This window comes from Serratia sp. CY29653 (assembly GCF_052169255.1).
Classification (GTDB): Bacteria; Pseudomonadota; Gammaproteobacteria; order Enterobacterales; family Enterobacteriaceae; genus Serratia; species Serratia sarumanii.
The window spans coordinates 1,416,286-1,439,166 of the sequence record NZ_JBJNLC010000001.1 but is presented as its reverse complement, the minus strand read 5'-3'; the positions used below and the strand labels follow the sequence as shown (position 1 = coordinate 1,439,166).

24 protein-coding genes and 3 tRNA genes are annotated in these 22,881 nt (G+C 58.6%); 12 read left to right on the top strand and 15 right to left on the bottom strand.

Annotated elements, in window-relative coordinates; translation table 11 throughout:
- Window positions 1-5: 5 nt before the first annotated feature.
- Window positions 6-410 (bottom strand): hypothetical protein, encoded by a 405-nt coding sequence (locus ACJ8HN_RS06905; protein ID WP_004931369.1) that lies wholly within the window; start codon window positions 408-410, stop codon window positions 6-8.
- A 527-nt stretch (window positions 411-937) separates the two neighbouring features.
- Here ACJ8HN_RS06905 and sufA point away from each other — a divergent pair.
- From sufA to ACJ8HN_RS06870, 7 genes are all read left to right on the top strand, one after another.
- On the top strand, window positions 938-1,309 hold the full coding sequence (gene sufA / locus ACJ8HN_RS06900; protein ID WP_004931368.1) for a Fe-S cluster assembly scaffold SufA: 372 nt from the start codon (window positions 938-940) through the stop codon (window positions 1,307-1,309).
- A gap of 14 nt (window positions 1,310-1,323) precedes the next feature.
- Window positions 1,324-2,820 carry a Fe-S cluster assembly protein SufB gene (gene sufB, locus ACJ8HN_RS06895; protein ID WP_033638360.1) on the top strand — a complete coding sequence of 499 codons (1,497 nt, stop codon included), beginning with the start codon at window positions 1,324-1,326 and terminating at the stop codon, window positions 2,818-2,820.
- Window positions 2,821-2,863: 43 nt separating this feature from the next.
- On the top strand, window positions 2,864-3,610 hold the full coding sequence (gene sufC, locus ACJ8HN_RS06890; protein WP_016927936.1) for a Fe-S cluster assembly ATPase SufC: 747 nt from the start codon (window positions 2,864-2,866) through the stop codon (window positions 3,608-3,610).
- On the top strand, window positions 3,585-4,871 hold the full coding sequence (gene sufD, locus ACJ8HN_RS06885; protein ID WP_103829455.1) for a Fe-S cluster assembly protein SufD: 1,287 nt from the start codon (window positions 3,585-3,587) through the stop codon (window positions 4,869-4,871). Before sufC ends, sufD begins: the two co-directional genes overlap by 26 nt.
- Complete coding sequence (gene sufS / locus ACJ8HN_RS06880; RefSeq protein ID WP_039566382.1) at window positions 4,868-6,094, top strand: cysteine desulfurase SufS; 1,227 nt, start codon at window positions 4,868-4,870, stop codon at window positions 6,092-6,094. Before sufD ends, sufS begins: the two co-directional genes overlap by 4 nt.
- 36 nt (window positions 6,095-6,130) lie before the next feature.
- Window positions 6,131-6,547, top strand: coding sequence for a cysteine desulfuration protein SufE (gene sufE / locus ACJ8HN_RS06875; protein ID WP_442523204.1), 417 nt, complete (start codon window positions 6,131-6,133; stop codon window positions 6,545-6,547).
- Window positions 6,548-6,844: 297 nt separating this feature from the next.
- Window positions 6,845-7,858, top strand: coding sequence for a L,D-transpeptidase family protein (locus ACJ8HN_RS06870; RefSeq protein ID WP_033653930.1), 1,014 nt, complete (start codon window positions 6,845-6,847; stop codon window positions 7,856-7,858).
- Between the two features lie 140 nt (window positions 7,859-7,998).
- On the opposite strand, the gene ACJ8HN_RS06865 is transcribed toward ACJ8HN_RS06870, so the two are convergent.
- The 7 genes from ACJ8HN_RS06865 to ACJ8HN_RS06835 all read right to left on the bottom strand — a co-directional run bounded on the left by ACJ8HN_RS06865 (window position 7,999) and on the right by ACJ8HN_RS06835 (window position 12,595).
- Entirely contained in the window at window positions 7,999-8,235 is a 237-nt protein-coding gene (locus ACJ8HN_RS06865; protein ID WP_004931354.1) for a major outer membrane lipoprotein, read from the bottom strand.
- Between the two features lie 308 nt (window positions 8,236-8,543).
- The gene (gene pykF / locus ACJ8HN_RS06860) at window positions 8,544-9,956 is read right to left on the bottom strand and encodes a pyruvate kinase PykF (RefSeq protein WP_442523203.1); all 1,413 of its coding nucleotides are present in this window, start codon (window positions 9,954-9,956) and stop codon (window positions 8,544-8,546) included.
- 393 nt (window positions 9,957-10,349) lie between these two features.
- The gene (locus ACJ8HN_RS06855; protein WP_033646294.1) at window positions 10,350-10,655 is read right to left on the bottom strand and encodes a cupin; all 306 of its coding nucleotides are present in this window, start codon (window positions 10,653-10,655) and stop codon (window positions 10,350-10,352) included.
- A gap of 111 nt (window positions 10,656-10,766) precedes the next feature.
- A tRNA-Val gene (locus ACJ8HN_RS06850) sits at window positions 10,767-10,843 on the bottom strand.
- Between the two features lie 20 nt (window positions 10,844-10,863).
- Window positions 10,864-10,940, bottom strand: a tRNA-Val gene (locus ACJ8HN_RS06845).
- 20 nt (window positions 10,941-10,960) lie between these two features.
- A tRNA-Val gene (locus ACJ8HN_RS06840) sits at window positions 10,961-11,037 on the bottom strand.
- Window positions 11,038-11,218: 181 nt separating this feature from the next.
- Window positions 11,219-12,595: an MATE family efflux transporter gene (locus ACJ8HN_RS06835; protein ID WP_033638369.1), complete on the bottom strand. Its 1,377-nt coding sequence runs from the start codon at window positions 12,593-12,595 to the stop codon at window positions 11,219-11,221.
- A gap of 239 nt (window positions 12,596-12,834) precedes the next feature.
- Here ACJ8HN_RS06835 and ACJ8HN_RS06830 point away from each other — a divergent pair, with 239 nt between their 5' ends.
- Window positions 12,835-13,485: a riboflavin synthase gene (locus tag ACJ8HN_RS06830; RefSeq protein ID WP_033638371.1), complete on the top strand. Its 651-nt coding sequence runs from the start codon at window positions 12,835-12,837 to the stop codon at window positions 13,483-13,485.
- A 54-nt stretch (window positions 13,486-13,539) separates the two neighbouring features.
- On the top strand, window positions 13,540-13,833 hold the full coding sequence (locus ACJ8HN_RS06825) for an I78 family peptidase inhibitor (protein ID WP_016927929.1): 294 nt from the start codon (window positions 13,540-13,542) through the stop codon (window positions 13,831-13,833).
- Window positions 13,834-13,906: 73 nt separating this feature from the next.
- Here ACJ8HN_RS06825 and cfa read toward each other — a convergent pair whose 3' ends face one another.
- Window positions 13,907-15,058 carry a cyclopropane fatty acyl phospholipid synthase gene (cfa, locus tag ACJ8HN_RS06820; RefSeq protein ID WP_033638372.1) on the bottom strand — a complete coding sequence of 384 codons (1,152 nt, stop codon included), beginning with the start codon at window positions 15,056-15,058 and terminating at the stop codon, window positions 13,907-13,909.
- Window positions 15,059-15,403: 345 nt separating this feature from the next.
- Window positions 15,404-16,615: a purine nucleoside transporter PunC gene (punC, locus tag ACJ8HN_RS06815; RefSeq protein WP_033638373.1), complete on the bottom strand. Its 1,212-nt coding sequence runs from the start codon at window positions 16,613-16,615 to the stop codon at window positions 15,404-15,406.
- 123 nt (window positions 16,616-16,738) lie between these two features.
- On the opposite strand from punC, the gene punR reads away from it, so the two are divergent.
- Window positions 16,739-17,683, top strand: a complete 945-nt coding sequence (punR, locus tag ACJ8HN_RS06810; RefSeq protein WP_033648176.1) for a DNA-binding transcriptional activator PunR — start codon at window positions 16,739-16,741, stop codon at window positions 17,681-17,683.
- Here punR and purR read toward each other — a convergent pair.
- Window positions 17,680-18,705: an HTH-type transcriptional repressor PurR gene (gene purR, locus ACJ8HN_RS06805; RefSeq protein WP_033638375.1), complete on the bottom strand. Its 1,026-nt coding sequence runs from the start codon at window positions 18,703-18,705 to the stop codon at window positions 17,680-17,682. The two genes, punR and purR, sit on opposite strands and share 4 nt — an antisense overlap.
- 324 nt (window positions 18,706-19,029) lie before the next feature.
- Here purR and cydH point away from each other — a divergent pair, with 324 nt between their 5' ends.
- On the top strand, window positions 19,030-19,119 hold the full coding sequence (gene cydH / locus ACJ8HN_RS06800; RefSeq protein WP_019455989.1) for a cytochrome bd-I oxidase subunit CydH: 90 nt from the start codon (window positions 19,030-19,032) through the stop codon (window positions 19,117-19,119).
- A gap of 61 nt (window positions 19,120-19,180) precedes the next feature.
- On the opposite strand, the gene sodB is transcribed toward cydH, so the two are convergent.
- Complete coding sequence (gene sodB, locus ACJ8HN_RS06795) at window positions 19,181-19,759, bottom strand: superoxide dismutase [Fe] (protein WP_004931333.1); 579 nt, start codon at window positions 19,757-19,759, stop codon at window positions 19,181-19,183.
- A gap of 199 nt (window positions 19,760-19,958) precedes the next feature.
- Window positions 19,959-20,777 carry a C40 family peptidase gene (locus tag ACJ8HN_RS06790; RefSeq protein WP_033638376.1) on the bottom strand — a complete coding sequence of 273 codons (819 nt, stop codon included), beginning with the start codon at window positions 20,775-20,777 and terminating at the stop codon, window positions 19,959-19,961.
- A 416-nt stretch (window positions 20,778-21,193) separates the two neighbouring features.
- Between ACJ8HN_RS06790 and ACJ8HN_RS06785 the strand changes: the two genes are divergently transcribed.
- The gene (locus ACJ8HN_RS06785) at window positions 21,194-21,541 is read left to right on the top strand and encodes a Grx4 family monothiol glutaredoxin (RefSeq protein ID WP_004931329.1); all 348 of its coding nucleotides are present in this window, start codon (window positions 21,194-21,196) and stop codon (window positions 21,539-21,541) included.
- Between the two features lie 68 nt (window positions 21,542-21,609).
- Here the strand turns inward: ACJ8HN_RS06785 and rnt are convergent, their stop codons facing one another.
- Both rnt and gloA read right to left on the bottom strand, forming a co-directional pair.
- Window positions 21,610-22,293 (bottom strand): ribonuclease T, encoded by a 684-nt coding sequence (gene rnt, locus ACJ8HN_RS06780; protein ID WP_016927925.1) that lies wholly within the window; start codon window positions 22,291-22,293, stop codon window positions 21,610-21,612.
- Window positions 22,294-22,371: 78 nt separating this feature from the next.
- Window positions 22,372-22,779, bottom strand: a complete 408-nt coding sequence (gloA, locus tag ACJ8HN_RS06775) for a lactoylglutathione lyase (protein WP_004931325.1) — start codon at window positions 22,777-22,779, stop codon at window positions 22,372-22,374.
- Between the last annotated feature and the right edge of the window lie 102 nt (window positions 22,780-22,881).

The window sequence follows — 22,881 nt, the reverse complement described above, 5'->3', positions numbered from 1 at the left end:
GCGCCTTACAGCTGAAACGGCACGCGTTTGACGAAGTCCTTCTGAAACGCGTTTGCCTTCTCCCAGGTGCCTTCCATTGCATATTTTTGGCAGATCAGCGTCAGCGTGTGGCGAGCGAAGTGGTAGCTTTGCACCCGAAAAAGCTGGCAGCGCTGTGGGTTGTTGATCTCGACGATCAGCCGGTTGTGCAGCTTGCTGAGCGCATGCAGGTAGCTGTCGTCGTCGCCGTTCTCCAGACACAGATTGGCCATGGTGAGGCTGACGCTGTTGTACCGCTTCAGGTGGTCGATATTGCATTCCGGGCGCCGCAGCGCCGCTTCGGCCATGTAAAAGTCCACCGTGGCGTCGCGCACGCTGAATTTGTAGTCATCAATCTTGCCCAGCAACCATGCGTTGATCGAAAGAGTCATTGGCTTCGCGCTCAAATTACAATTGAATGATAATCATTATCATATAAACTGCCGCGTTGGCGATCAATCCCCGGCGCGGCGTTTTTTCATCGCGCGGGGGTGTAAAAGGCCGTCGACGACCCAATTTAATCCTGAGCGACTAAACTTTAACCTGAGGGTGCGCGCTTGCGCCGCGCCACGAAATGCCGATAAACGCACATTTACGACAGACAGAATGCAGAAATAGGTATTTTCTATGAATGTTTAGATCGGCAACGCCCCGCGGCGCTGTAACGCTGACGGGCCACCGGGGAGTGCGGTACGGTGATGCAGGATAGAGAACAAATTCATAGGGATAGCATGCACGCCTTGCCGCCAGACGCCGCAAGCCGCCACGGGTGTCCCGTTGGCTTGCCGCGCGCCGCAGCGAAAAACCGCGCTCGCGGCGGATACCCCCGCAAAACAAACGGTTGAAGTGATAATCGTTATCACTAACATATAAGCAACCCAGATTGGCTGTGGCCAAACACGAGTGTGAGGTAGACCCTATGCAAACGGAAAATGTCGGCACTTTTTCTCTGGATGAAAATGTCTGGCAAGGCATTTCGCTCAGCGACAGCGCCGTACGACAAATAACCAAACTGATGCAGCAGGATCCGCAGGTGAAAGGGCTGCAGCTAGGGGTGAAACAATCCGGCTGCGCCGGCTTTGCCTATGTGCTGGATCTGACCCGCGAACCCGCCGATGACGATCTGCTGTTTGAGCGCGACGGCGCCAAACTCTATGTGCCGCTGAAGGCCATGCCGTTCATCGATGGCACCACGGTAGATTACGTCCGCGAAGGGCTGAATCAGATATTCAAATTTAACAACCCTAAAGCTCAGCATGCCTGCGGGTGCGGCGAGAGCTTTGGCGTTTGAGCGATGCAATCAACATGACACGAAGCAATGTAGAAATGCCTAATGAAGTGCAGGCTTGGGTCAGCGAAGGTCGCTACAAAGAAGGTTTCTTCACCCAGCTGGCAACCGATGAGTTGGCCAAAGGCATCAACGAAGAGGTGGTGCGCGCCATCTCGGCCAAGCGTAACGAACCCGAGTGGATGCTGGAATTCCGCCTCGAGGCCTACCGCGCCTGGCTGCAGATGGAAGAGCCGCACTGGTTGAAGGCCAATTACGATCGCCTGAACTACCAGGACTACAGTTACTATTCGGCGCCGTCCTGCGGTAGCTGCGACGACGCCTGCGGTTCGCAACCCGGCGCCGAGCAGCAACCGGGCGCGGCGACGGAAAAAGATTACCTGACCAGCGAAGTGGAGCTGGCGTTCAACCAGCTCGGCGTGCCGGTGCGCGAGGGCAGCGAGGTGGCGGTGGACGCCATCTTCGACTCGGTCTCTGTCGCCACCACCTACCGTGAAAAACTGGCGGAGAGCGGGGTGATCTTCTGCTCGTTCGGCGAAGCGATCCAGGAATACCCGGATCTGGTGCGTCAGTACCTGGGGCGCGTGGTGCCGTCCAACGATAACTTCTTCGCCGCGCTGAACGCCGCGGTGGCTTCCGACGGCACCTTCGTTTATGTGCCGAAGGGCGTACGCTGCCCGATGGAACTGTCGACCTACTTCCGCATCAACGCCGCCAAAACCGGCCAGTTCGAGCGCACCATCCTGATCGCCGACGAAGGCAGCTACGTCAGCTATATCGAGGGCTGTTCCGCCCCGGTGCGCGACAGCTATCAGCTGCACGCGGCGGTGGTGGAAGTGATCCTGCATAAAGACGCCGAAGTGAAATACTCGACGGTGCAGAACTGGTTCTCCGGCGGCGAGAGCAAGGGCGGTATCCTCAACTTCGTCACCAAGCGCGCGCTGTGCGAAGGCGCCGGCTCGAAAATGTCCTGGACCCAGTCGGAAACCGGCTCGGCCATCACCTGGAAATACCCGAGCGTGATTTTGCAGGGCGACAATTCGATCGGCGAATTCTTCTCGGTGGCGCTGACCAGCGGCCATCAGCAGGCCGATACCGGCACCAAGATGATCCACATCGGCAAAAACACCAAGTCGACCATCATCGCCAAAGGCATCTCCGCTGGCCACAGCGAGAACACCTATCGCGGCCTGGTGAAAATCCTGCCGGGGGCGGAAAACGCCCGTAACTTTACCCAGTGCGACTCGATGCTGATCGGGCCGGACAGCGGCGCCCACACGTTCCCTTACGTTGAAGCGCGCAACAACAGCGCTCAGCTGGAGCACGAAGCCACCACCTCGAAGATCGGCGACGACCAGCTGTTCTACTGCCTGCAGCGCGGCATCAGCGAGGATGACGCCATTTCGATGATCGTCAACGGCTTCTGCAAGGACGTTTTCTCCGAGCTGCCGCTGGAGTTCGCCGTCGAGGCGCAGAAACTTCTGGCCATCAGCCTGGAACACAGCGTGGGTTAATCGCCGCATTTTTAGCGCCGCCGGCGCTATCTGAGGACACAGCATGTTAAGCATCAAGAATTTGAAAGTCAGCGTGGAAGGCAACGAGATCCTCAAGGGATTGGATCTGGAGATCAAACCGGGCGAAGTGCACGCCATCATGGGGCCGAACGGCTCGGGCAAGAGCACGCTGTCCGCCACGCTGGCCGGGCGTGAAGAGTATGAAGTGACCGAAGGGGAAGTCACTTTCAAAGGCAAGGATTTGCTGGAGCTGGATCCGGAAGATCGCGCCGGCGAGGGCGTGTTCCTGGCCTTCCAGTACCCGGTGGAGATCCCCGGCGTCAGCAACCACTTCTTCCTGCAGACGTCGGTCAACGCGGTGCGCAAATACCGCGAGCAGGAGCCGCTGGATCGCTTTGACTTCGCCGATTTCATCGAAGAGAAAATCGCGCTGCTGGATATGCCGGCCGATCTGCTGACCCGTTCGGTCAACGTCGGCTTCTCCGGCGGCGAGAAAAAGCGCAACGACATTCTGCAGATGGCGGCGCTGGAGCCGGATCTGTGCATTCTCGATGAAACCGACTCCGGCCTGGACATCGACGCGCTGAAAATCGTCGCCAACGGCGTCAACTCGCTGCGGGACGGCAAGCGCGCGTTTATCATCGTGACCCACTATCAGCGCATTCTGGACTACATCCAGCCGGATTACGTACACGTGCTGTCCCAGGGGCGCATCGTCAAATCCGGCGATTTCTCGCTGGTGAAACAGTTGGAGGAGCAGGGCTATGGCTGGCTTACCGACCAACAGTAATTCAAACGCGCTGCAGCAGCTGTATCGCCTGTTCGAAGGCCGCGGCGGCGAGCGTTCGCCGCATGCGCTGGCGCACTGGCAGCAGGCGCTGCGCCTCGGCTGGCCAACGCGCAAGCATGAAAACTGGAAATACACGCCGCTGGAGAGCCTGCTGGAGCAGCAGTTCCTCGATCCGCAGCCCGCGCCGGTGAGCGCTGATCAGCTTGAGGCGCTGGCGCTCGGCATCGATGCCTGTCGGCTGGTGTTTATCGACGGCCGCTACAGCGCCGCGCTGAGCGATGGCGATTTGGGCGACTACCAGTTCGAATTGACCGCCTATGGCACGCCGCAGGCGCTGCCGGAGCCGATCCAACCGGAAATTTTTCTGCACCTGACCGAAAGCCTGGCGCAGGAAACCAGCCTGATTCGCTTGCCGGCCGGCAAGGCCCCGGCCCGCCCGCTGTACCTGCTGCATATCAGCAGCGGACGCGGCGCCACCGGGGAAGTGAACACCGTACATCATCGTCACCATCTGGAGATCGGGCGCGGGGCCGAGGCGGAAGTGATTGAACACTACGTCAGCCTGGGCGAGGCCGCGCACTTCACCGGCGCGCGCCTGACCGCCAACGTGGCGGACAACGCCGGGCTGTTGCACTGCAAGCTGGCGTTTGAAAGCCAGCCGAGCTACCACTTTGCCCACAACGATCTGGTTATCGGCCGCGACGCGCGGGTGAAAAGCGACAGTTTCCTGCTGGGCGCCGGCCTGACGCGCCACAACACCAGCGCGCAGCTGAACGGCGAAGGCGCAAATCTGGTGATCAACAGCCTGGTGCTGCCGGTGGGCAAAGAGATCTGCGATACCCGCACCTATCTGGAGCACAACAAGGGCTATTGCGAAAGCCGCCAGCTGCATAAAACCGTGGTCAGCGATCGCGGCAAGGCGGTGTTCAACGGCATGATCAAAGTGGCCAAGCACGCGATTAAAACCGACGGCCAGATGACCAACCATAACCTGCTGTTGGGCAAGGTGGCGGAGGTGGATACCAAGCCGCAGCTGGAGATCTACGCCGACGACGTCAAATGCAGCCACGGCGCCACCGTGGGGCGCATCGATGAAGAGCAGCTGTTCTATCTGCAGTCGCGCGGCATCGACAAACACGCGGCGCAGCAGATGATCATTTTCGCCTTCGCCGCCGAGCTCACCGAAGGCATCGCCAATGACACCATCCGGGAACGGGTGCTGGCGCGTATCGCCCAGCGCCTGCCGGGGGAGGCTGAATGAGTTATCCGATTGAACGCGTGCGCGGCGATTTCCCGCTGCTGGCGCGTGAGGTGAACGGCCAACCGTTGGCCTATCTCGACAGCGCCGCCAGCGCGCAGAAACCGCAGGCGGTGATCGACCGCGAGCTGGAGTTCTACCGCCACGGTTATGCGGCGGTGCATCGCGGCATCCACACCCTGAGCGCCGAGGCGACCCAGCAGATGGAAGCGGTGCGGGAACAGGCGGCACGCTTTATCAACGCCGCTTCAGCGGAAGAGATGGTGTTCGTCAAGGGCACCACCGAAGGCATCAATTTGGTGGCCAACAGCTTTGGCCGCCACCTGCTGCAACCGGGCGATGCGATTCTCATCACCGAGATGGAGCACCACGCCAATATCGTGCCGTGGCAGATGCTGGCGCAGGAGCGTGGGCTGCAGCTGCGGGTGTGGCCGCTGCAGCCGGACGGTACGTTGGATCTGGCGTTGCTGCCGGAGCTGGTCGACTCGTCCTGCAAACTGCTGGCGCTGACCGAGGTCTCCAACGTGCTGGGCACCGTCAACCCGGTACGCGACATCATCGCCCGCGCCAGAGCCCTGGCGCCGGAGCTGACGGTGCTGGTGGACGGCGCGCAGGCGGTAATGCACCAGCGCGTCGATGTGCAGGCGCTGGACTGCGATTTTTACGTATTTTCCGGCCATAAGCTGTACGGCCCTTCCGGCATCGGCATGCTGTACGGCCGCCAGGCGTTGTTGCAGCAGATGCCGCCGTGGGAAGGGGGCGGCTCGATGATCCGCCAGGTCAGCCTGACGGCGGGCACCACCTTCGCCGATCCGCCGTGGCGCTTCGAGGCCGGTTCGCCGAACACCGCCGGCATCATGGGGCTGGGGGCGGCGTTCGATTACGTCGAAGCCCTGGGCCTGAATGCGATCCACGATTATGAACAGTCGCTGATGCACTACGCGCTGGAGGCGCTCAGGCAGGTGCCGACGCTGAAAGTTTATGGTCCGGCCCATCGCGCCGGGGTGATCGCCTTCAACCTGGGGGAGCACCATGCCTATGATGTCGGCAGCTTCCTCGACCAGTACGGCATCGCCATTCGCACCGGCCATCACTGCGCAATGCCGCTGATGGCGTTTTATCAGGTGCCGAGCATGTGCCGCGCTTCGCTGGCGTTATATAATACCCGCGAAGAGGTGGACCGGCTGGTGGCCGGGCTGCAACGCATTCATCAGCTATTAGGCTAGGCCGGGGCGCGTCCCCGGCGGTACAAAAGGATCCCCATGGCGAATTTGCCGGACAAAGATAAATTGGTGCGTAATTTCTCCCGCTGTTTGAACTGGGAGGAGAAATACCTGTACGTGATTGAACTCGGCGCCAAATTGCCGCCGCTGGACGAGGCCGAGCGGCAGGCCGGCAACCTGATCTCCGGCTGTCAGAGCCAGGTATGGATCGTGATGCGCCGTGATGAGCAGGGGCAGGTCGAGTTTCACGGCGACAGCGAAGCGGCGATCGTCAAAGGGCTGCTGGCGGTGGTGTTTATTCTTTATCGTCAATTGACGCCACAGCAGATCGTCGATCTCGATGTGCGGCCGTTTTTCGGCGAGCTGGCGCTCAGCCAACATCTGACGCCTTCGCGTTCACAGGGGTTGGAAGCGATGATCCGCGCCATTCGCAGCAAAGCGGCGCAGCTGGCCTGACCCATAACGCCCGCATCCTCAAGGCTCATTGATACCTTCGCTTTGTCAATGAGTCTTTACAATCCGCAGTTTTCCTCCCGGCAATGCTCCCAATTCAGTGATATTTCAGCAGCTTACCTATTGACGTTTCGTTGACAATCAGTGGCGGCGATTACGTTATAACGTGTTGATTTTTAGAGGACTTATTGCCTTTGATACCAGCGTTGCTAGTATTAATCAGGTATTGTCTGATTTACCAACCGCCAGGCGCTCGTTAGCCTTGGGGGCGAACCGTCATAAAAAAATATAGGGATGATAATGAAACGTGCGTTGAGTTTAATGGGCATGGTCTTCGCCACCGTACTGGCCGGCACTCAGGCCGCCAGTGCGACCGAGTACCCGCTGCCGCCGCCGGACAGCCGTCTGATCGGTGAAAACACCACTTATACCGTGCCAAACGACGGCCGTCCGCTGGAGGCGATCGCCGCCGACTACAAGATCGGCCTGCTGGGCATGCTGGAAGCCAACCCCGGCACTGACCCGTTCCTGCCCAAGCCGGGTACGGTGCTGACCATTCCGACCCAAATGCTGCTGCCTGACACCAAGCGTGAAGGGATCATCGTCAACCTGGCCGAGCTGCGTCTTTACTACTACCCGAAAGGCGAGAACAAAGTGATCGTCTATCCGATCGGTATCGGCCAGACCGGGATGCACACGCCGCTGGAGGTGACCTCCGTCAGCCAGAAGATCCCTAACCCGACCTGGACGCCAACCGCCAATATCCGTAAACGCTATCAGTCCCAGGGCGTGACGCTGCCAGCGGTGGTGCCGGCCGGCCCTGAGAACCCGATGGGGTTGTTCGCCCTGCGTCTGGCGATGGGGCGCGGTGAATACCTGATCCACGGCACCAACGCCAACTTCGGTATCGGCATGCGCGTCAGCTCCGGCTGCATTCGTCTGCGTCCGACGGATATCGAAGCGCTGTTCAATCAGGTGCCGCGCGGTACGCGGGTGCAGGTGATCAACGATCCGGTGAAGATTTCGGTTGAGCCGGACGGCAAACGCTATGTGGAAGTGCATCAGCCGCTGTCGCGGGTAGAAAGCGACGATCCGCAGACCATGCCGATTGCGTTGTCTAAAGCGGAGAAAGCCTTCGCTGCGGATGCTCAGACCGATCGCGCCGTGTTCGATAGCGCGGTTGTACGCCGTTCTGGCATGCCGGTGCTGGTCAACGTAGGGGAGAGCCCGTCGGCGGTGAGTTTGACGCCTGCAGCGACGCCTGAGGCGAATAAGAGCCCATTCAAGGCAGCGCCAATCAGTTCCGTGAACTAAGTTTGCAGGATTGTGTGGTCGAAGAGGGGTTCAGCGTGCTGAGCCTCTTTTTTTGCCTGCGGTGCAGGAAAAACCAGTCCAAGGGACAGGCAAAAAAAAACGGCGCACAATGTGCGCCGTTTTCAATAACCAAAGCTATCTTACTTTTTGTAAGCGTGAGCTTGGTTGTCCAGACGCTGGTTAGCGCGTGCTGCGTCGTCTTTAGCAGCTTGAACGTCAGAACGCATTGCGTTCACGTCGTTGCTCAGCTGATCAACTTTAGCGTTCAGAGTCTGAACGTCAGAAGACAGTTGATCGATTTTAGCGTTGCTAGAGCAGCCAGCCAGCAGAGTGGAACCCAGGATTACCGCGCCCAGTACCAGTTTAGTACGATTCATTATAACACCCTCTAGATTGAGTTAATCTCCATGTAGCGTTACAAGTATTACACAAACTTTTTTCGAAAGAGAATAATTTTTTAGTGTTGAGGTGCTTTATTTTGATCGTTCGCTCAAACTTGCATCTGGTTTTACAAATTAGTTAAAAAAACGAGGGAAAACAGCCGGCTTCCATGGGACTACTCCGATTCTTTATTAGCTAAATAATGAGCGGATCGCGGTTGCGTTTTGAGAAAAATAGTTTACTGCCGATAAAAAAAACGCCGCAAAGCGGCGTTTTGATCAAGGCAATTATGTCACGTTTTATATTACAGCACGTGTACCGAGGCAGTGTTGGTGGTGCCGCTCGGCACCAGCGCGCCGGAAACCATCACCACGACGTCGCCTTTCTGTGCCAGGCCGCTGGCCAGGGCGGCTTCTTTACCGATGCGGTAGAAGTCGTCGGTAGAGGCGATTTCCTTGACCGTCTGCGGGATGACGCCCTTGCTCAGCACCAGCTGGTGCGCGGTGGTTTCATTGGTGGTCAGCGCCAGGATCACCGCGTTCGGGAAGTATTTACGCACGGATTTCGCTGACTTGCCGCCGCTGGTGGCGACCACGATCAGCGGCGCGTCCAGTTTCTCGGCGGTTTCAACCGCACCGCGGCACACCGCTTCGGTGATGCGCAGCTTGCGGCGATCGTTCAGGGCGTCGATGCGGCTTGGCATCACGCGATCGGTACGCTCGCAGATGGTCGCCATGATGTTGACCGCTTCCTGCGGGTATTTGCCCTTGGCGCTCTCGCCGGACAGCATGACGGCATCGGTGCCGTCCAGGATGGCGTTGGCAACGTCGCCGGCTTCCGCGCGGGTAGGGCGCGGGTTCTTGATCATGGAATCGAGCATCTGGGTGGCGGTGATCACCACTTTACGCGCGCGGTTGCATTTCTCGATCATCATCTTCTGGGCGAAGATCACTTCTTCGACCGGGATCTCCACGCCCAAGTCGCCACGGGCAACCATGATGCCGTCGGACGCTTCGAGGATCTCGTCGAAGTTGTTCAGGCCTTCCTGGTTTTCGATCTTGGAGATGATCTGGATTTGCTCGCCGCCGTGGGCTTTCAGGTGTTCGCGGATCTCCAGCACGTCTGAGCGTTTACGGATGAAGGACGCCGCCACGAAGTCGACGCCTTGCTCGCAGCCGAAGATCAGGTCGCGTTTGTCTTTTTCGGCCAGCGCAGGCAGCTGGATGGATACGCCCGGCAGGTTGACGCCCTTGTTCTCGCCCAGGTCGCCGTTGTTCAGCACTTTACAAACGACTTCGTTCTCGGTCACGTTGGTGACTTCCATGCCGATCAGGCCGTCGTCAACCAGCACGGTATTGCCGATCTTCAGGTCGGCGGCGAAGCCGGCGTAGGTGACCGCCACGCGTTCGCTGTTGCCGATCACGCTCTGGTCGGTGGTGAAAGTGAAGGTTTGGCCGGCGACCAGCGAGGCGTCTTTGCCGCCTTCCAGTTTCATGGTGCGAATTTCCGGGCCTTTGGTATCCAGCAGGATGCCGGCGTTGATGCCGGTTTTCGCCATCACGGCGCGCATGTTCTTGATGCGGTTGCCGTGCTCTTCATAGTCGCCGTGAGAGAAGTTGAGACGCATCACGTTCATGCCCGCATTGAGCAGGTTGGTCAGCATTTCTTCCGATTCGGTTTTTGGACCGATGGTACAAACAATTTTGGTCTTTTTCATGGCGGAGTTTTCTACAAGTTGTGATGGATAAAAAAACGAATTTGACCGGCGCGGTTTACGCCGGTAGGAAATTTGGGCCGTGCCTGGTGGTGAAAAACATAGTTAAGGATAGGTGACGACAGTTGAAGTGGGGCGGAAAAATTCAGCCCGCGCGGGGGCGCGGGGATGCTGCGCAACGGGGTAAGATCACATCGTGTTGTTATTGCGTTTTCGCAGATCAAGGGCTGAAACCATTCAACTGATAGACGTTGCGCATTATAAAGGCTAAGCGGCGGGAAACAAAATAAAAAACCGCGGCGGTGCGGTGGATATAGCAAAACGGGGCCAAATGTGGCGCAAATGCAACGCGTTGTGGGCCGCTTGTTGCGCAAATAATCTTTCTGTAAATATGGCTTACCGCGGTAGGGGGATTTCCAGCAGCACGCCGGCGCTCAGGCAGAAGCAGCCGCTGGCGACGTTGGCCGGCAATATCAGGCTCTCGCCGGCCCGCACCACTCGCGTATCGCCGCCGAGAGTGAACTCGAATTCACCGGATATCACTCGGGTTTGCAGCGCGTGCGGGGGCTTTTGCAACTGGCCGAAGGCGCCGGCTTCGAAACGCACTTCCGCCGCCGGCGAACCGTCGCTCATCACGCCTTCACGGCGGGCAAGGCCATTGTCGAGCGGCAAAAAGGCGGTTTTGGCGGTAAAAGTGGTCATGTGGCGTTCCTGATGACGGTAGCACGGCGCGATCGACATAACGAGCAGGCGGTCGGGCAGAGACGAAATAACGGGAAGTATAACGCGACAGGGGGAGGTGAATCAGCAATATGGTGCGTCCGAGTGGACTCGAACCACCGACCCCCACCATGTCAAGGTGGTGCTCTAACCAACTGAGCTACGGACGCACTGCGCTGCTTCTGAAATTTGGTGCGTCCGAGTGGACTCGAACCACCGACCCCCACCATGTCAAGGTGGTGCTCTAACCAACTGAGCTACGGACGCACTGTACTGCTTCAGGAATTTGGTGCGTCCGAGTGGACTCGAACCACCGACCCCCACCATGTCAAGGTGGTGCTCTAACCAACTGAGCTACGGACGCATCTTTTCCTGTCTGTCATGGCTGACAGCGGGGACGAATATTAACGAGCTACCCGCGTGCTGGCAAGGGGAAAAGCGCAATTTTATTTGGTATTTCACGCGATTGCTGAGGTTGTGCGCAGTCCGGCGTTTTTTTCCGCAAACCGCAGCCCGGCCGGGGATGAAACCGGCCGGGAGCGGATTCAGCGCGTGGATCGCTGCAGGATGACGGTGGTCGGCTGTTTCTGCAGCCAGCGCATGCGCAGCGCCATCATGATGGCGGCGAAGGTCAGGCCGATGATAAAGCCGATCCAGAAACCGCTCGGCCCCATCGCCGGCACCACCGCGTCGGTTAACGCCAGCAGATAGCCGCTCGGCAGGCCCAACACCCAATAAGCAATGAAGGTGATGAAGAAGATCGCGCGGGTATCTTTATAACCACGCAACACGCCGCTGCCGATCACCTGGACAGAATCCGAGATCTGGTACAGCGCGGCCAGCAGCATCAGCTGCGAGGCCATCGCCACCACCGCCGGGCTGTCGTTGTACAGTAGGGCGATCGGTTCGCGGAAGGCGGCGGTAAACAGCGCGGTGCAGACGGCCATGGTGATGCCGACGCCGATGGCGGAGTAGGCGGCAACGCGCGCGCCTTCGACCGAGCCTTCCCCCAGACGATAACCGACGCGGATGGTGGCGCCGACGCCCAGCGACAGCGGCAGTACGAACATCAGCGCGCTGAAGTTAAGCGCGATCTGGTGGCCGGCGACCGCGACGATCCCCAGTGGCGACACCAGCAGCGCCACCACGGCGAACAGCGTGACTTCGAAGAACAGCGCCAGCGCCACCGGCATGCCGATGCCGATCAGGCGTTTCAGCGCCGCCCAGTCCGGGCCGCCGAGATCGCCGGTTTGGCGTTTGATGTCGCGCTGCGACGGCGCGCGCTTCACGTAGCCGCGCATCATCAGGAACATGATCCAGTAGACGCTGCCGGTGGCGACGCCGCAGCCGACGCCGCCCAGCTCCGGCATGCCGAATTTGCCGTAGATGAAGATGTAGTTGATCGGGATATTCACCAGCAGGCCGAGGAAGCCGATCACCATGCCGGGCTTGGTTTTGGACAGCCCCTCGCACTGGTTGCGCATCACCTGGAAGAACAGGTAACCCGGCGCCCCCCACATGATGGCGTGCAGATAACCGACGGCTTTATCCGCCAGCTGCGGATCGATGTTGTGCATCATGTCGATGACGAACTTGCAGTTATACAGCACGACGATCAGCAGCACGGACACGCCGGAAGCCAGCCAAAAACCCTGGCGCACCTGGTGAGCGATGCGATCGCGACGCCCGGCGCCGTTGAGCTGGGCGATAACCGGGGTCAGTGCCAGCAGCAGGCCGTGGCCGAACAGGATGGCCGGCAGCCAGATTGAAGTGCCGACCGCAACCGCCGCCATGTCGGTGGCGCTGTAAGCGCCGGCCATGATGGTATCCACCACGCCCATGGCGGTTTGCGATATTTGCGCGATGATGACCGGGATAGCGAGAGCCAATAAACTACGCGCTTCAATTAAGTACTTCTGCACGCATACACCTTTTCTATTTATATATGTGGGAGGGAGGGCTGCCGCGAGAGGACAACAATTAAAATAGCGGAATTTTGTCAAAAAGATTGTACCTGCTCGGCGTCGTTAAGCAAACGCCGCAGATAAATAGTTATTAAATGCGCAGCCATTCGTTTTTTGCCGTCGCGGATTTGGTTTTCAGCGCCAACTGGGGCAAACTGCCGATAGCGTTTTAACCTATTTAGCAAGAAGAGGCACATATGTTCACCGGTATCGTACAAGGCACCGCGCCGCTGGTCGCCATTGATGAGAAACCCAATTTCCGCACCCACGTGATCGAAATGCCTGCCGAGCTGCTGCCGGGGCTGGAGCTGGGCGCGTCGGTGGCCCATAACGGCTGCTGCCTGACCGTCACCGCGGTGGAAGGCAACCGCGTCAGCTTCGATTTGATTAAGGAAACGCTGCGCCTGACCAACCTCGGCGATCTGGCGCTGGGCGACATCGTCAATATCGAGCGCGCGGCGAAGTTCAATGACGAAATTGGCGGCCATTTGATGTCCGGCCATATTATCTGCACGGCGGAAGTGGCCAAGATTTATACCTCGGAAAATAACCGGCAGGTATGGCTGCGCATGCCGAATGCCGAATTGATGAAATATGTGCTGCACAAAGGCTTCATCGGCATCGACGGCATTAGCCTGACCATCGGCGAAGTGGTGAATAACCGTTTCTGCGTGCACCTGATCCCGGAAACGCTGGATCGCACCACGCTGGGTAAGAAACGTCTGGGTGACAAGGTGAACATCGAGATCGATCCGCAAACGCAGGCGGTGGTGGACACCGTCGAGCGCGTGCTGGCCAATCGGGAAGCGGCGCTGGCGGCGGCGATGGCGCCGGCGCACAAAGACTGACAGCGATTCGGGCGTTGCCGCCGGAATCGAATCATAAGCAGAGAGGAGAAACGCGTGAAGTTTTATGGGAAAACGTTGTTGTTAACCGCGTTGCTGGCGCTGAGCGCCTGCAGCAGTTCGCCTGAGCAGGGCGCGGGCGCGCAAATGGCCGATGCGGATGATACCTGCGGCGCTTCGCAGTATCAAAACTTCGTCGGCAAACCGATGACCTCGCTGGAAGGCGTGCGGATCGACGCCAAGGTGCGCGCCATTCCGTACAACTCTGCCGTCACCATGGATTTCAACCTGCGCCGCCTGAACTTCCTTGGCGACAGCGACGATAAAATCATCCGCGTCTATTGCGGCTAAGCCGTACGCGTAGAACGAGCAAAAAAAGGCCCCGGCGATATTGCTGCCGGGGCCTTTTTTGTCGGGCAAACGCTTAGCGGGCGACGCGGATGCCGCCTTCAACGCCTTTCGGGCTGAACACCACCTGCCACAGCTGCAGATCGCGCGCCCGGAACGCGCCGGCGCAGGCGTTCAGGTAATAGCTGAACATCCGCTCGAAGCGTTCGGAATAGCGCGGGGCAAGCTGCGGCCACGCCTGTTTGAAGCGCTCGAACCAGGCCATCAGCGTGCGGTCGTAGTCGGCGCCGATGTTGTGCCAGTCTTCCATCACGAAATGGCCCTCGCTGGCTTCGGCGATATGGCTCACTGAAGGCAGGCAGCCGTTCGGGAAAATGTACTTGTTGATCCACGGATCGACGTTCATGTCGGTTTTGTTGGAGCCGATGGTGTGCAGCAGGAACAGACCGTGCGGCGCCAGATTGCGTTCTACCACATTGAAATAGGTGCGGTAGTTTTTCGGCCCGACGTGCTCGAACATGCCGACGGACACGATGCGATCGAACTGCTGATGCAGATCGCGGTAATCCTGCAGCAGGATCTGCACATCCAGCCCGGCGCAGCGCGCCTGAGCCAGCTTCTGCTGTTCTGCGGAGATGGTCACGCCGACCACCGATACGCCGTAATTTTTCGCCGCATAGGCGGAGAGGCCGCCCCAGCCGCAGCCGATGTCCAGCAAGCGCATGCCCGGTTGCAGCTGCAGTTTCTCGCAGATCATCCGCAGCTTGGCTTCCTGTGCCTCCTCCAGCGTGGTGGCGTCTTTCCAGTAGCCGCAGGAATATTGCATGTAAGGATCGAGCATCAGGGTAAACAGATCGTTGCCGAGATCGTAATGTTCTTTGCCGACGATCCAGGCGCGCTTTTTCGATTGCAGATTGGTCAGGCGCGCGGCGGCGATACGCAGGGTATCTTTCAGGTGGTGGGGGAGTTTCTTCTCCAGCCCGGCGCTGACCACGCGCTGGAAGAACATATCCAGCCGCTCGCATTCCCACCAGCCGTCCATATAGCTTTCGCCCAGGCCCAGCGAACCTTGCTGCAAGACGCGTTTAAAGAAATCGGGGTTTTTAACCTGAATATCGAAGGGGCGCGAACCGTTGATTTCAATGCCGGCCAGGCCGAGCATTTCGTGCGCGATACGGTACCACTGATTGTCCTGGATGCTCAGATCTTCTATACACGATGAACTCATAGCTTCTCCATCACCTTCTTCTGACTGATGACCCGTTAGGAAACAGCTTAGACAATTTCTGCGGGTGCATACGTTTACCGGCGGAAAATAGGCCCGCGGCGTCTGATATCCGACTATGAACAGAGGAAATTTAAAGAAGCGACCCGGCGCGAACGGCGCGGGATAAACGCATCCTTAAAAAAAAGAGTGTGACGCAAAGCGCGTACACAAGCGCTAATTGAGATATAGAGATTATAAGGTGTTACTTTACAAGGTTGTTTTTGAGTATAGGCGTGCCGAGGCGTTGACTCAACTGTAAATCGCACTCGGCACGCATATTCTTTAAGTGATTATTAAACTTGGCAATTATGACGCTGAGTTAGCATGTTCCCGCTGCGGCTTTTGCTGCGCATCGGCCGCTTTTCCCCGCTGCAGGAAATACCCCAGCGCGGCCAGGATTACCGTAGACACCATCACCGTCACCGTCGCCAACAGCGGCTGGGCAATAAATGCCGACACCAGCATGCTCGCCACAAAGCACAGCCCCAACTGCAGCGTATTTTGCAGCGCGGCGGCCTTGCCGCTGCTTTCCGGGAACGGCATCAGCGCATTCGCCACCATGATCGGGTAGCCGGCGCCGTTGACCAGCGCCATCACGCAGAATGGGATCAGCAGCGTGGTGAGCGTCGGATCGGTCAGGGTGGCCACCAGATACAGCGCCACCATGCTGACACCATAAGCTACCAGCAGCCAAGGCAGCAGGGTTTTGCCGTTGATGCGCTTAAGCGCGGCGCGGCAGCCGTAGCCACCCAGCAGGAAGGCCAGCGTTTGCGGCACATAGCTCAGGCCGATATCGCTCGGGCTGTAGCCCATGTCACCGAGGATGAACGGCGAGCCGGTCAGCCAGGCGAAGAAGCCGGCCGAGCAGGCGGCGTACATGGCGACGTTGCCGCTGAACACCGGGGATCTCAACAGTTGCCAAAAGCTGACGCCGTTTTTTGGCGCATCGGCGCTGGGTTGCGTTTTGGCGCGCTCTTTGAGCAGCAGCGTCGGCAGCAGCAGCAGCGCGGTGATGGCCAACAGTGCGGCGAAGATCGCGCGCCAGCTGGCGTGGTTCAGCAACCAGGCGCCGAGCAGCGGTGCCAGCGCCGGCGACAGCGCTACCAGCGGCATAATGGTGGCGAACACGCGGTTGGCCTGGCCTTCGCGGTAACGGTCAACCACCAGCGCTTGCCAGATGGCGGCGGCGGCGCAGACGCCGACGGCCTGAATAAAGCGCAGGATCCAGAGCTGCACGGCGTTTTCCACCCACAGCATGCCCAGGCAGCCGAGGGCGAACAGCGTCAGCCCGATCAATAATACCGGTTTGCGGCCCAGACGGTCGGAGAGCGGCCCCCACAACAGCTGCGCGAAGGCGAAGCCGGCCAGGAAGATGCTTAGGCTGGCGCTCACCGCGCCGGCGGAAATTTGCAGTTCCTCCCGCATGGCGCCGAAGGCGGGCAGGTACATATCGGTCGCCAGATAACCCAGCATGCTCAGGCCGGCGAGGTAGAACATAAAGCCAAAGGAATTTCGCATGGTATTTCTCGTTAATATTTTAATGTCGCAGGTTTTTAGCGCCGGCCAGTGTATCCGGCTGGATCTCTGCTTGTGAAACGGTAATATTTGCAAAGTGCTGTTAAAAAAATTGAAGGCAAGGCGATGTGGTCTGAATATTCTCTTGAAGTGGTCGATGCGGTGGCGCGCACCGGCAGTTTCAGCGCAGCGGCGCAGGAGCTGCACCGGGTGCCGTCGGCGGTCAGCTATACCGTACGGCAGCTGGAGCAATGGCTGGCGGTGCCGCTGTTTGAGCGGCGCCATCGCGATGTGGAGTTGACGCCCGCCGGCGCGCTGTTTATCAAAGATGCGCGAGTTGTTATCAAAAAAATGCTCGACACCCGCCGCCACTGTCAGCAGGTGGCCAACGGGTGGCGCGGCCAGCTGAATATTGCGGTCGACATCATCGTAAAACCGCAGCGCAGCCGCCAGCTGGTGCTGGATTTCTACCGTCATTTCCCCGACGTCGAATTGATGCTGCAACCCGAGGTGTTCAACGGCGTGTGGGATGCCTTGGTGGACGGCAGGGCGGACATGGCGATCGGCGCCACGCGCGCGGTGCCGGTCGGCGGCGGCTTCGCCTTCCGCGACATGGGTTATATGAACTGGCTGTGTGTGGCCAGCCCGCAACATCCTCTCGCGCAGTTGACGGGGCCGCTGAATGACGATCAGCTGCGGCCGTACCCTTCGCTTTGCCTGGAGGACACCTCGCGCAATCTGCCCAAGCGCGTCACCTGGACGCTGGATAACCAGCGGCGGCTGGTGGTGCCGGATTGGACTTCGGCGCTCGACTGTTTGTGCGCCGGGCTGTGCGTCGGCATGATGCCGGCGCATCGGGCGCTGCCGCGGGTGCAGCGCGGTGAGCTGACGGCGTTGCAGCTGCAGCAGCCGTTTCCCGCCAGCCCTTGCTGCCTGACCTGGCAGCAGGATAAACCGTCACCGGCGATGAGCTGGCTGCTGGCGTATCTGGGCGATGGGGAGACGCTGAATCAGGAGTGGCTGAGCGAGGTGGAACCGGAAGCCGCGCAGGCTTCCGGCGCGGGGGATTAGCGGCGGTAGTCGATGAATGGGCCGTCGGCGACCGAGCGGCGTTCGATCAGCTTCGGATGCACTTCGATCACCTGCGACTCTTCGCGTTTGCTGATAATGCGATCCAGCAGCATGGTGAAGGCCATTTCGCCCAGACGCTCTTTCGGCTGGTGAATGGTGGTCAGCGCCGGGGTGAAGTAGCGGGCGTTGCGCACGTTGTCGTAGCCGATCACGGAAATATCCTGCGGCACCCGCAGCCCCAGCTCGTCGGCCGCGCAGATGGCGCCCATCGCCATGATGTCGCCGCCGCAGAATACCGCGGTCGGCCGCTGTTTTTGCGACAGGATTTGGTGCATCGCCTTGTAGCCGGACTCCGGCTCGAAGTCACCCTGGACGATCCACTCTTCGCGAATGTCGATATGCGCTTCCTGCAGCGCCTTCATAAAGCCCTGGTGACGGCCGCCGCCGGTGTTGCGCGACAGCTGGCCCGGAATGGCGCCGATATCGCGGTGGCCGCGCTCGATCAGGTAACGGCCGGCCAGATAGCCGCCTTCGAACGCGTTATCGATGATGGTGTCGGTGAAGTCGCCGCGCGCGGCGCCCCAGTCCATTACCACCATCGGGATGTTGCGGTAATCTTCCAGCATGCCCAGCAGCTGATCCGGGTACTCGGAGCACATGACCAGCAGGCCGTCGACGCGCTTTTGCGCCAGCATCGCCAGGTAGGCGCGCTGCTTGTCCAGATTATTGTGCGAGTTGCACAGGATCAGGGTGTAGCCTTTGCTGTAGCAGCTGTTTTCCACCGCCTCGATCACTTCGGCAAAGTAGGGCGCTTCGCTCGAGGTGGCCAGCAGGCCGATCGACTTGGTGTGATTGACTTTCAGGCTGCGCGCCACGGCGCTCGGCGAGTAGTGCAGCTCTTTGATGGCGGCCCACACGGCCGCTTTGGTCTCTTCGGCGACGAAACGAGTCTTATTGATGACGTGCGAAACGGTGGTGGTGGAAACGCCCGCGCGTTTGGCCACATCTTTAATCGTTGCCATGTAAGGAATGACTCCTGAACTCACATGTTTACAGCATGTAAGTGTGATGTTAATCGTTTGCCTACGTAGATCCTTCTCCAGAGAAGCGAAAACTGAGTTTTTAGTGTGTTGAAGTCTTCAGCGCTTAATCAGGAGGGGCATGGATGCCGGTACGCAGTTGTGAACTGCGAATTTTGTCGCATATTGAACAAAAGTGGAAGAGGTAATCGAGATTATAAACCGGGAAATGATAACAAGATTTTATCGGCGAACTGTGGGAAAATGATTTGACGTACTAATTGTACGCCTTTTATCCTTAGGAAAGCCCATTTTAAAGGAGTTGTCATGGATACCGAATTGAAGATGTCGCTGTTCACCACCGTCTGCGCCTTGGCGGTCATTATCGCTTTCAGCTTCGTTGCCGCGTTGAACTGATTTACCCCCGGTTATAAAAAAGGCGCAGCCTGGCTGCGCCTCATCACCTCAGAACCTGCGCTTACGCCAGGTTTTCCGCTGCGAAGGTCCAGTTGACCAACGCCCAGAAGTTTTCCAGGTATTTTGGACGCGCATTGCGGTAATCGATGTAATACGCGTGTTCCCACACGTCAACGGTCAGCAGCGGTTTGTCTTCACCGGTCAGCGGGGTGGCCGCGTTGGAGGTGTTGACGATCGCCAGCGCGCCGTCCGGTTTTTTCACCAGCCAGGTCCAACCGGCACCGAAGTTTTTCACTGCGGCATCGGTAAACTGCTCTTTGAACGCAGCGAAAGAGCCGAAGGATTTGACGATCGCCGCCGCCAGTTCGCCCTGCGGTTCACCGCCGCCCTGTGGGGACAGGCAGTGCCAGTAGAAGGTGTGGTTCCACACCTGCGCGGCGTTGTTGAAGACGCCGCCGTTTGAGGTCTTGATGATCTCTTCGAGCGATTTGCCTTCGAACTCGCTGCCTTTCACCAGGTTGTTCAGGTTAACCACGTAGGTGTTGTGGTGTTTGCCGTAGTGGTATTCCAGGGTCTCGGCGGAGATGTGCGGCTCGAGCGCGTTTTTCTCATACGGTAATGCAGGTAATTCAAACGACATTGCTTCCTCCTTTACAGCGCCACTCTTTTTCCGCCGGAGCGGGAGCCGAATGGGCCGTTTTTTATTGTGGTCTTTTAATCTTAACAATTTTCATCATAAAAAACAGGAAGAAAAGCGAGAAATGCGCATGAGGCGGTGTGAGGGGTGATAGCTTGAGCAGGCGGTTGCGACCGGCGCCGCAACCGCGCAGAGCAGGGAATTAACGAATGGTTTTCGGCGTTACTACGCGGCGCGCGCCGATGTAGTGGTTTTGCCAATAGTCGTTGTCGAGCTGGCTGATGCGGATCTCTTCGCCGGTGCGCGGCGACTGGATGAATTTGCCGTTGCCGAGATAAACGCCGACATGATCCGCCACGCCGCGGTTGTTGATGCGGAAGAACACCAGATCGCCGCTTTCCAGTTCGCTTTTCTTGATCGGCGCCGCGTCGCGCAGGTGGTACATCTCGTTGGCGGTGCGCGGCATCTTGATTTTTACCACGTCTTTATAGGCGTAATAGATAAGGCCGCTGCAGTCGAAACCGGTGCGCGGCGAGCTGCCGCCCCAGCGGTAAGGTTTGCCCATCTGGCCCATCAGCTTGGCCATCGCGGTCTGCTTGGCATGCTGATAGCGTTTTTTGTGCGCCGGGCTGAGTTTCAACGGTTTTTCATCACGCGCCAGCTTGGCGGTGGCCATACCGGCTTCGCGGTGGCGGCCGTAGCCTTTTTTGTAGCCCTTTTTCGGCGGGGTGACTTTAATCTTGGCGGTTTTCTGCGCTTTGGCCTTGGGTTTGGCGCTGGCGATCTTTTTCGCGCTTTTCTCGCTTTTCGCCTTGGCGGTCTTGGTTTTTTTCGCGGGGGCCGTCACTTTGGCTTTTTTAGCGGTTTTGTCCGCTTTCTTTTTTCTGCGGTCATCGGGCCGCGCTTCATTAGCATGGCTTTTACGCTGCTCGGCGGCAACACGCGCCTGTGGCGCAGCGTGCGCCAAATTGAAGAAGAGCTGCGTAAACAGCAGCGCAAAGAGCGTAAGAATTAAACGCATGTCGACGTCACCAACCTTGGCCCCGAAACGGATATCGAAAGAGTTACAGTATTCCCGAATTTCGCCATATAAAACAGCGAAGAACTCATAAATAATAATCCATATTGTGAGAAAACGTTAATGACATTTTTTTTGGTTCAAAATCAGCCCGTTGGTGTATGAAAAAGCGCCGGCAGGGGGCTATGGATATAATTAATCCGCGCCGTCACCGCCGCGCAATATATTAGTGAAATGGTCGGATTAAAAATGTTATTCTCAACGTATGTTTTGACCGGAATGACGTGGCCGGTGAAACGCGATCGGCGGCGGGTGAATATCCTTGCAAAAGATGGCGTTTTCTTGCGACTGTTCCAGCCGCTACAATAGCCCGCGTGATGCATGTTGTAGCCATGAAATGTGGCTTGAGGAAGCAATAAATGACGACGACACTTGAAAAAATTCAGCACCAGATCGCTGAAAACCCGATTCTGCTGTACATGAAAGGTTCGCCAAAGCTGCCGAGCTGCGGCTTCTCCGCACAGGCTGTGCAAGCGCTGTCCGCCTGCGGCGAGCGTTTCGCTTACGTGGACATTCTGCAGAACCCGGACATCCGCGCCGAGCTGCCAAAATACGCCAACTGGCCGACGTTCCCGCAGCTGTGGGTAGACGGTGAGCTGGTCGGCGGTTGCGATATCATTATCGAAATGTATCAGCGCGGCGAACTGCAGCAGCTGATCAAAGAAACGGCAGAAAAGTATAAAGCGCAGGAAGACCAGCAGTCTTAATCGACGGGCTTGCGGTTATCGCGTAACGGGCGGCGCCAGTGCAAACTGGGCCGCCTTTTTCGTTGGGCTTATTCGGCGAGATCGCCGGCGGGCAGCGGCCAACCGCCGAGACGTTTCCAGCGGTTAACCAGCTCGCAAAACAGCAGGGCGGTTTGCTCGGTGTCGTACAGCGCAGAGTGCGCCTGGCTGCTGTCGAACGGCATTCCGGCCGCGATACAGGCCTTCGCCAACACCGTTTGGCCCAGCACCAGGCCGCTCAGCGCGGCGGTGTCGAAGGTAGCGAACGGATGGAACGGGTTGCGCTTCAGGCCGGCGCGTTCGGCCGCGGCCATCAGGAAGCTGTGATCGAAGTTGGCGTTGTGCGCCACGATAATGGCCCGGTTGCAACCGCGATCCTTGAGCCCTTTGCGCACCGCTTTGAAAATGGCGTGCAGCGCGTCATATTCGCTGACCGCGCCGCGCAGCGGGTTGTGCGGATCGATGCCGTTAAACGCCAGCGCTTCCGGCTGCAGGTTGGCGCCCTCGAAAGGCTCCACGTGGAAGTGCAGGGTCTCGTCCCGCTGCAGCCAGCCGTCCTCATCCATTTTCAGCGTGACGGCGGCGATCTCCAGCAACGCATCGGTATTGGCGTTAAAGCCGGCGGTTTCAACATCTATTACTACGGGATAAAACCCACGAAAACGACCACTCAGGGCGTTAAGATCACTTTTTTCGGCCATCAGTTTCTTATCTTCATCGAATGCAGCGCGCATTATGGCAAATTTTGCGCCCGGTTGCAGGCGCTATCGCGCGGAGAATCAGCAGGGCGCAGTGCGCCCTGAAGGGGAGGCTTAGTGGCCGAGGCCCTGGCCGGCGTGTTTGTTTTCGATCAGCTCGATTTTGTAGCCGTCCGGATCCTCGACGAAGGCGATGACCGTGGTGCCGCCTTTCACCGGGCCGGCTTCGCGGGTGACCTTGCCGCCTGCGCGGCGGATGCTGTCGCAGGTGGCGGCAACGTCGTCCACGCCCAGCGCCAGGTGGCCGAAGGCGGTGCCCATGTCGTAGCTGTCGGTGCCCCAGTTATAGGTCAGTTCGATAACTGCGCCTTCGCTCTCTTCCGTATAGCCGACGAAAGCCAGGGAGTACTTGTACTCGGGGTTTTCGCTGGTGCGCAGCAGGCGCATGCCTAATACCTTGGTGTAGAAGTCGATGGCGCGTTGCAGGTCACCGACGCGGATCATGGTATGGAGTAAGCGCATAATTCCTCTGAATTGGCTGTGCCGTGGCAGACGGCGGGTGGATTGAAGCACAAGCGAGTATAGCCTTGTCCCGCAAGGGAATTCAACGTGACGAGTGAGTGA

What these genes read in the sequence shown, in the direction of transcription:
- ACJ8HN_RS06905 (WP_004931369.1), bottom strand. Translation starts at nt 410, where the DNA reads ATGACTCTTTCGATCAACGCATGGTTGCTGGGCAAGATTGATGACTAC.
- sufA (WP_004931368.1), top strand. Translation starts at nt 938, where the DNA reads ATGCAAACGGAAAATGTCGGCACTTTTTCTCTGGATGAAAATGTCTGG.
- sufB (WP_033638360.1), top strand. Translation starts at nt 1,324, where the DNA reads ATGACACGAAGCAATGTAGAAATGCCTAATGAAGTGCAGGCTTGGGTC.
- sufC (WP_016927936.1), top strand. Translation starts at nt 2,864, where the DNA reads ATGTTAAGCATCAAGAATTTGAAAGTCAGCGTGGAAGGCAACGAGATC.
- sufD (WP_103829455.1), top strand. Translation starts at nt 3,585, where the DNA reads ATGGCTGGCTTACCGACCAACAGTAATTCAAACGCGCTGCAGCAGCTG.
- sufS (WP_039566382.1), top strand. Translation starts at nt 4,868, where the DNA reads ATGAGTTATCCGATTGAACGCGTGCGCGGCGATTTCCCGCTGCTGGCG.
- sufE (WP_442523204.1), top strand. Translation starts at nt 6,131, where the DNA reads ATGGCGAATTTGCCGGACAAAGATAAATTGGTGCGTAATTTCTCCCGC.
- ACJ8HN_RS06870 (WP_033653930.1), top strand. Translation starts at nt 6,845, where the DNA reads ATGAAACGTGCGTTGAGTTTAATGGGCATGGTCTTCGCCACCGTACTG.
- ACJ8HN_RS06865 (WP_004931354.1), bottom strand. Translation starts at nt 8,235, where the DNA reads ATGAATCGTACTAAACTGGTACTGGGCGCGGTAATCCTGGGTTCCACT.
- pykF (WP_442523203.1), bottom strand. Translation starts at nt 9,956, where the DNA reads ATGAAAAAGACCAAAATTGTTTGTACCATCGGTCCAAAAACCGAATCG.
- ACJ8HN_RS06855 (WP_033646294.1), bottom strand. Translation starts at nt 10,655, where the DNA reads ATGACCACTTTTACCGCCAAAACCGCCTTTTTGCCGCTCGACAATGGC.
- ACJ8HN_RS06830 (WP_033638371.1), top strand. Translation starts at nt 12,835, where the DNA reads ATGTTCACCGGTATCGTACAAGGCACCGCGCCGCTGGTCGCCATTGAT.
- cfa (WP_033638372.1), bottom strand. Translation starts at nt 15,058, where the DNA reads ATGAGTTCATCGTGTATAGAAGATCTGAGCATCCAGGACAATCAGTGG.
- punC (WP_033638373.1), bottom strand. Translation starts at nt 16,615, where the DNA reads ATGCGAAATTCCTTTGGCTTTATGTTCTACCTCGCCGGCCTGAGCATG.
- punR (WP_033648176.1), top strand. Translation starts at nt 16,739, where the DNA reads ATGTGGTCTGAATATTCTCTTGAAGTGGTCGATGCGGTGGCGCGCACC.
- purR (WP_033638375.1), bottom strand. Translation starts at nt 18,705, where the DNA reads ATGGCAACGATTAAAGATGTGGCCAAACGCGCGGGCGTTTCCACCACC.
- cydH (WP_019455989.1), top strand. Translation starts at nt 19,030, where the DNA reads ATGGATACCGAATTGAAGATGTCGCTGTTCACCACCGTCTGCGCCTTG.
- sodB (WP_004931333.1), bottom strand. Translation starts at nt 19,759, where the DNA reads ATGTCGTTTGAATTACCTGCATTACCGTATGAGAAAAACGCGCTCGAG.
- ACJ8HN_RS06790 (WP_033638376.1), bottom strand. Translation starts at nt 20,777, where the DNA reads ATGCGTTTAATTCTTACGCTCTTTGCGCTGCTGTTTACGCAGCTCTTC.
- ACJ8HN_RS06785 (WP_004931329.1), top strand. Translation starts at nt 21,194, where the DNA reads ATGACGACGACACTTGAAAAAATTCAGCACCAGATCGCTGAAAACCCG.
- rnt (WP_016927925.1), bottom strand. Translation starts at nt 22,293, where the DNA reads ATGCGCGCTGCATTCGATGAAGATAAGAAACTGATGGCCGAAAAAAGT.
- gloA (WP_004931325.1), bottom strand. Translation starts at nt 22,779, where the DNA reads ATGCGCTTACTCCATACCATGATCCGCGTCGGTGACCTGCAACGCGCC.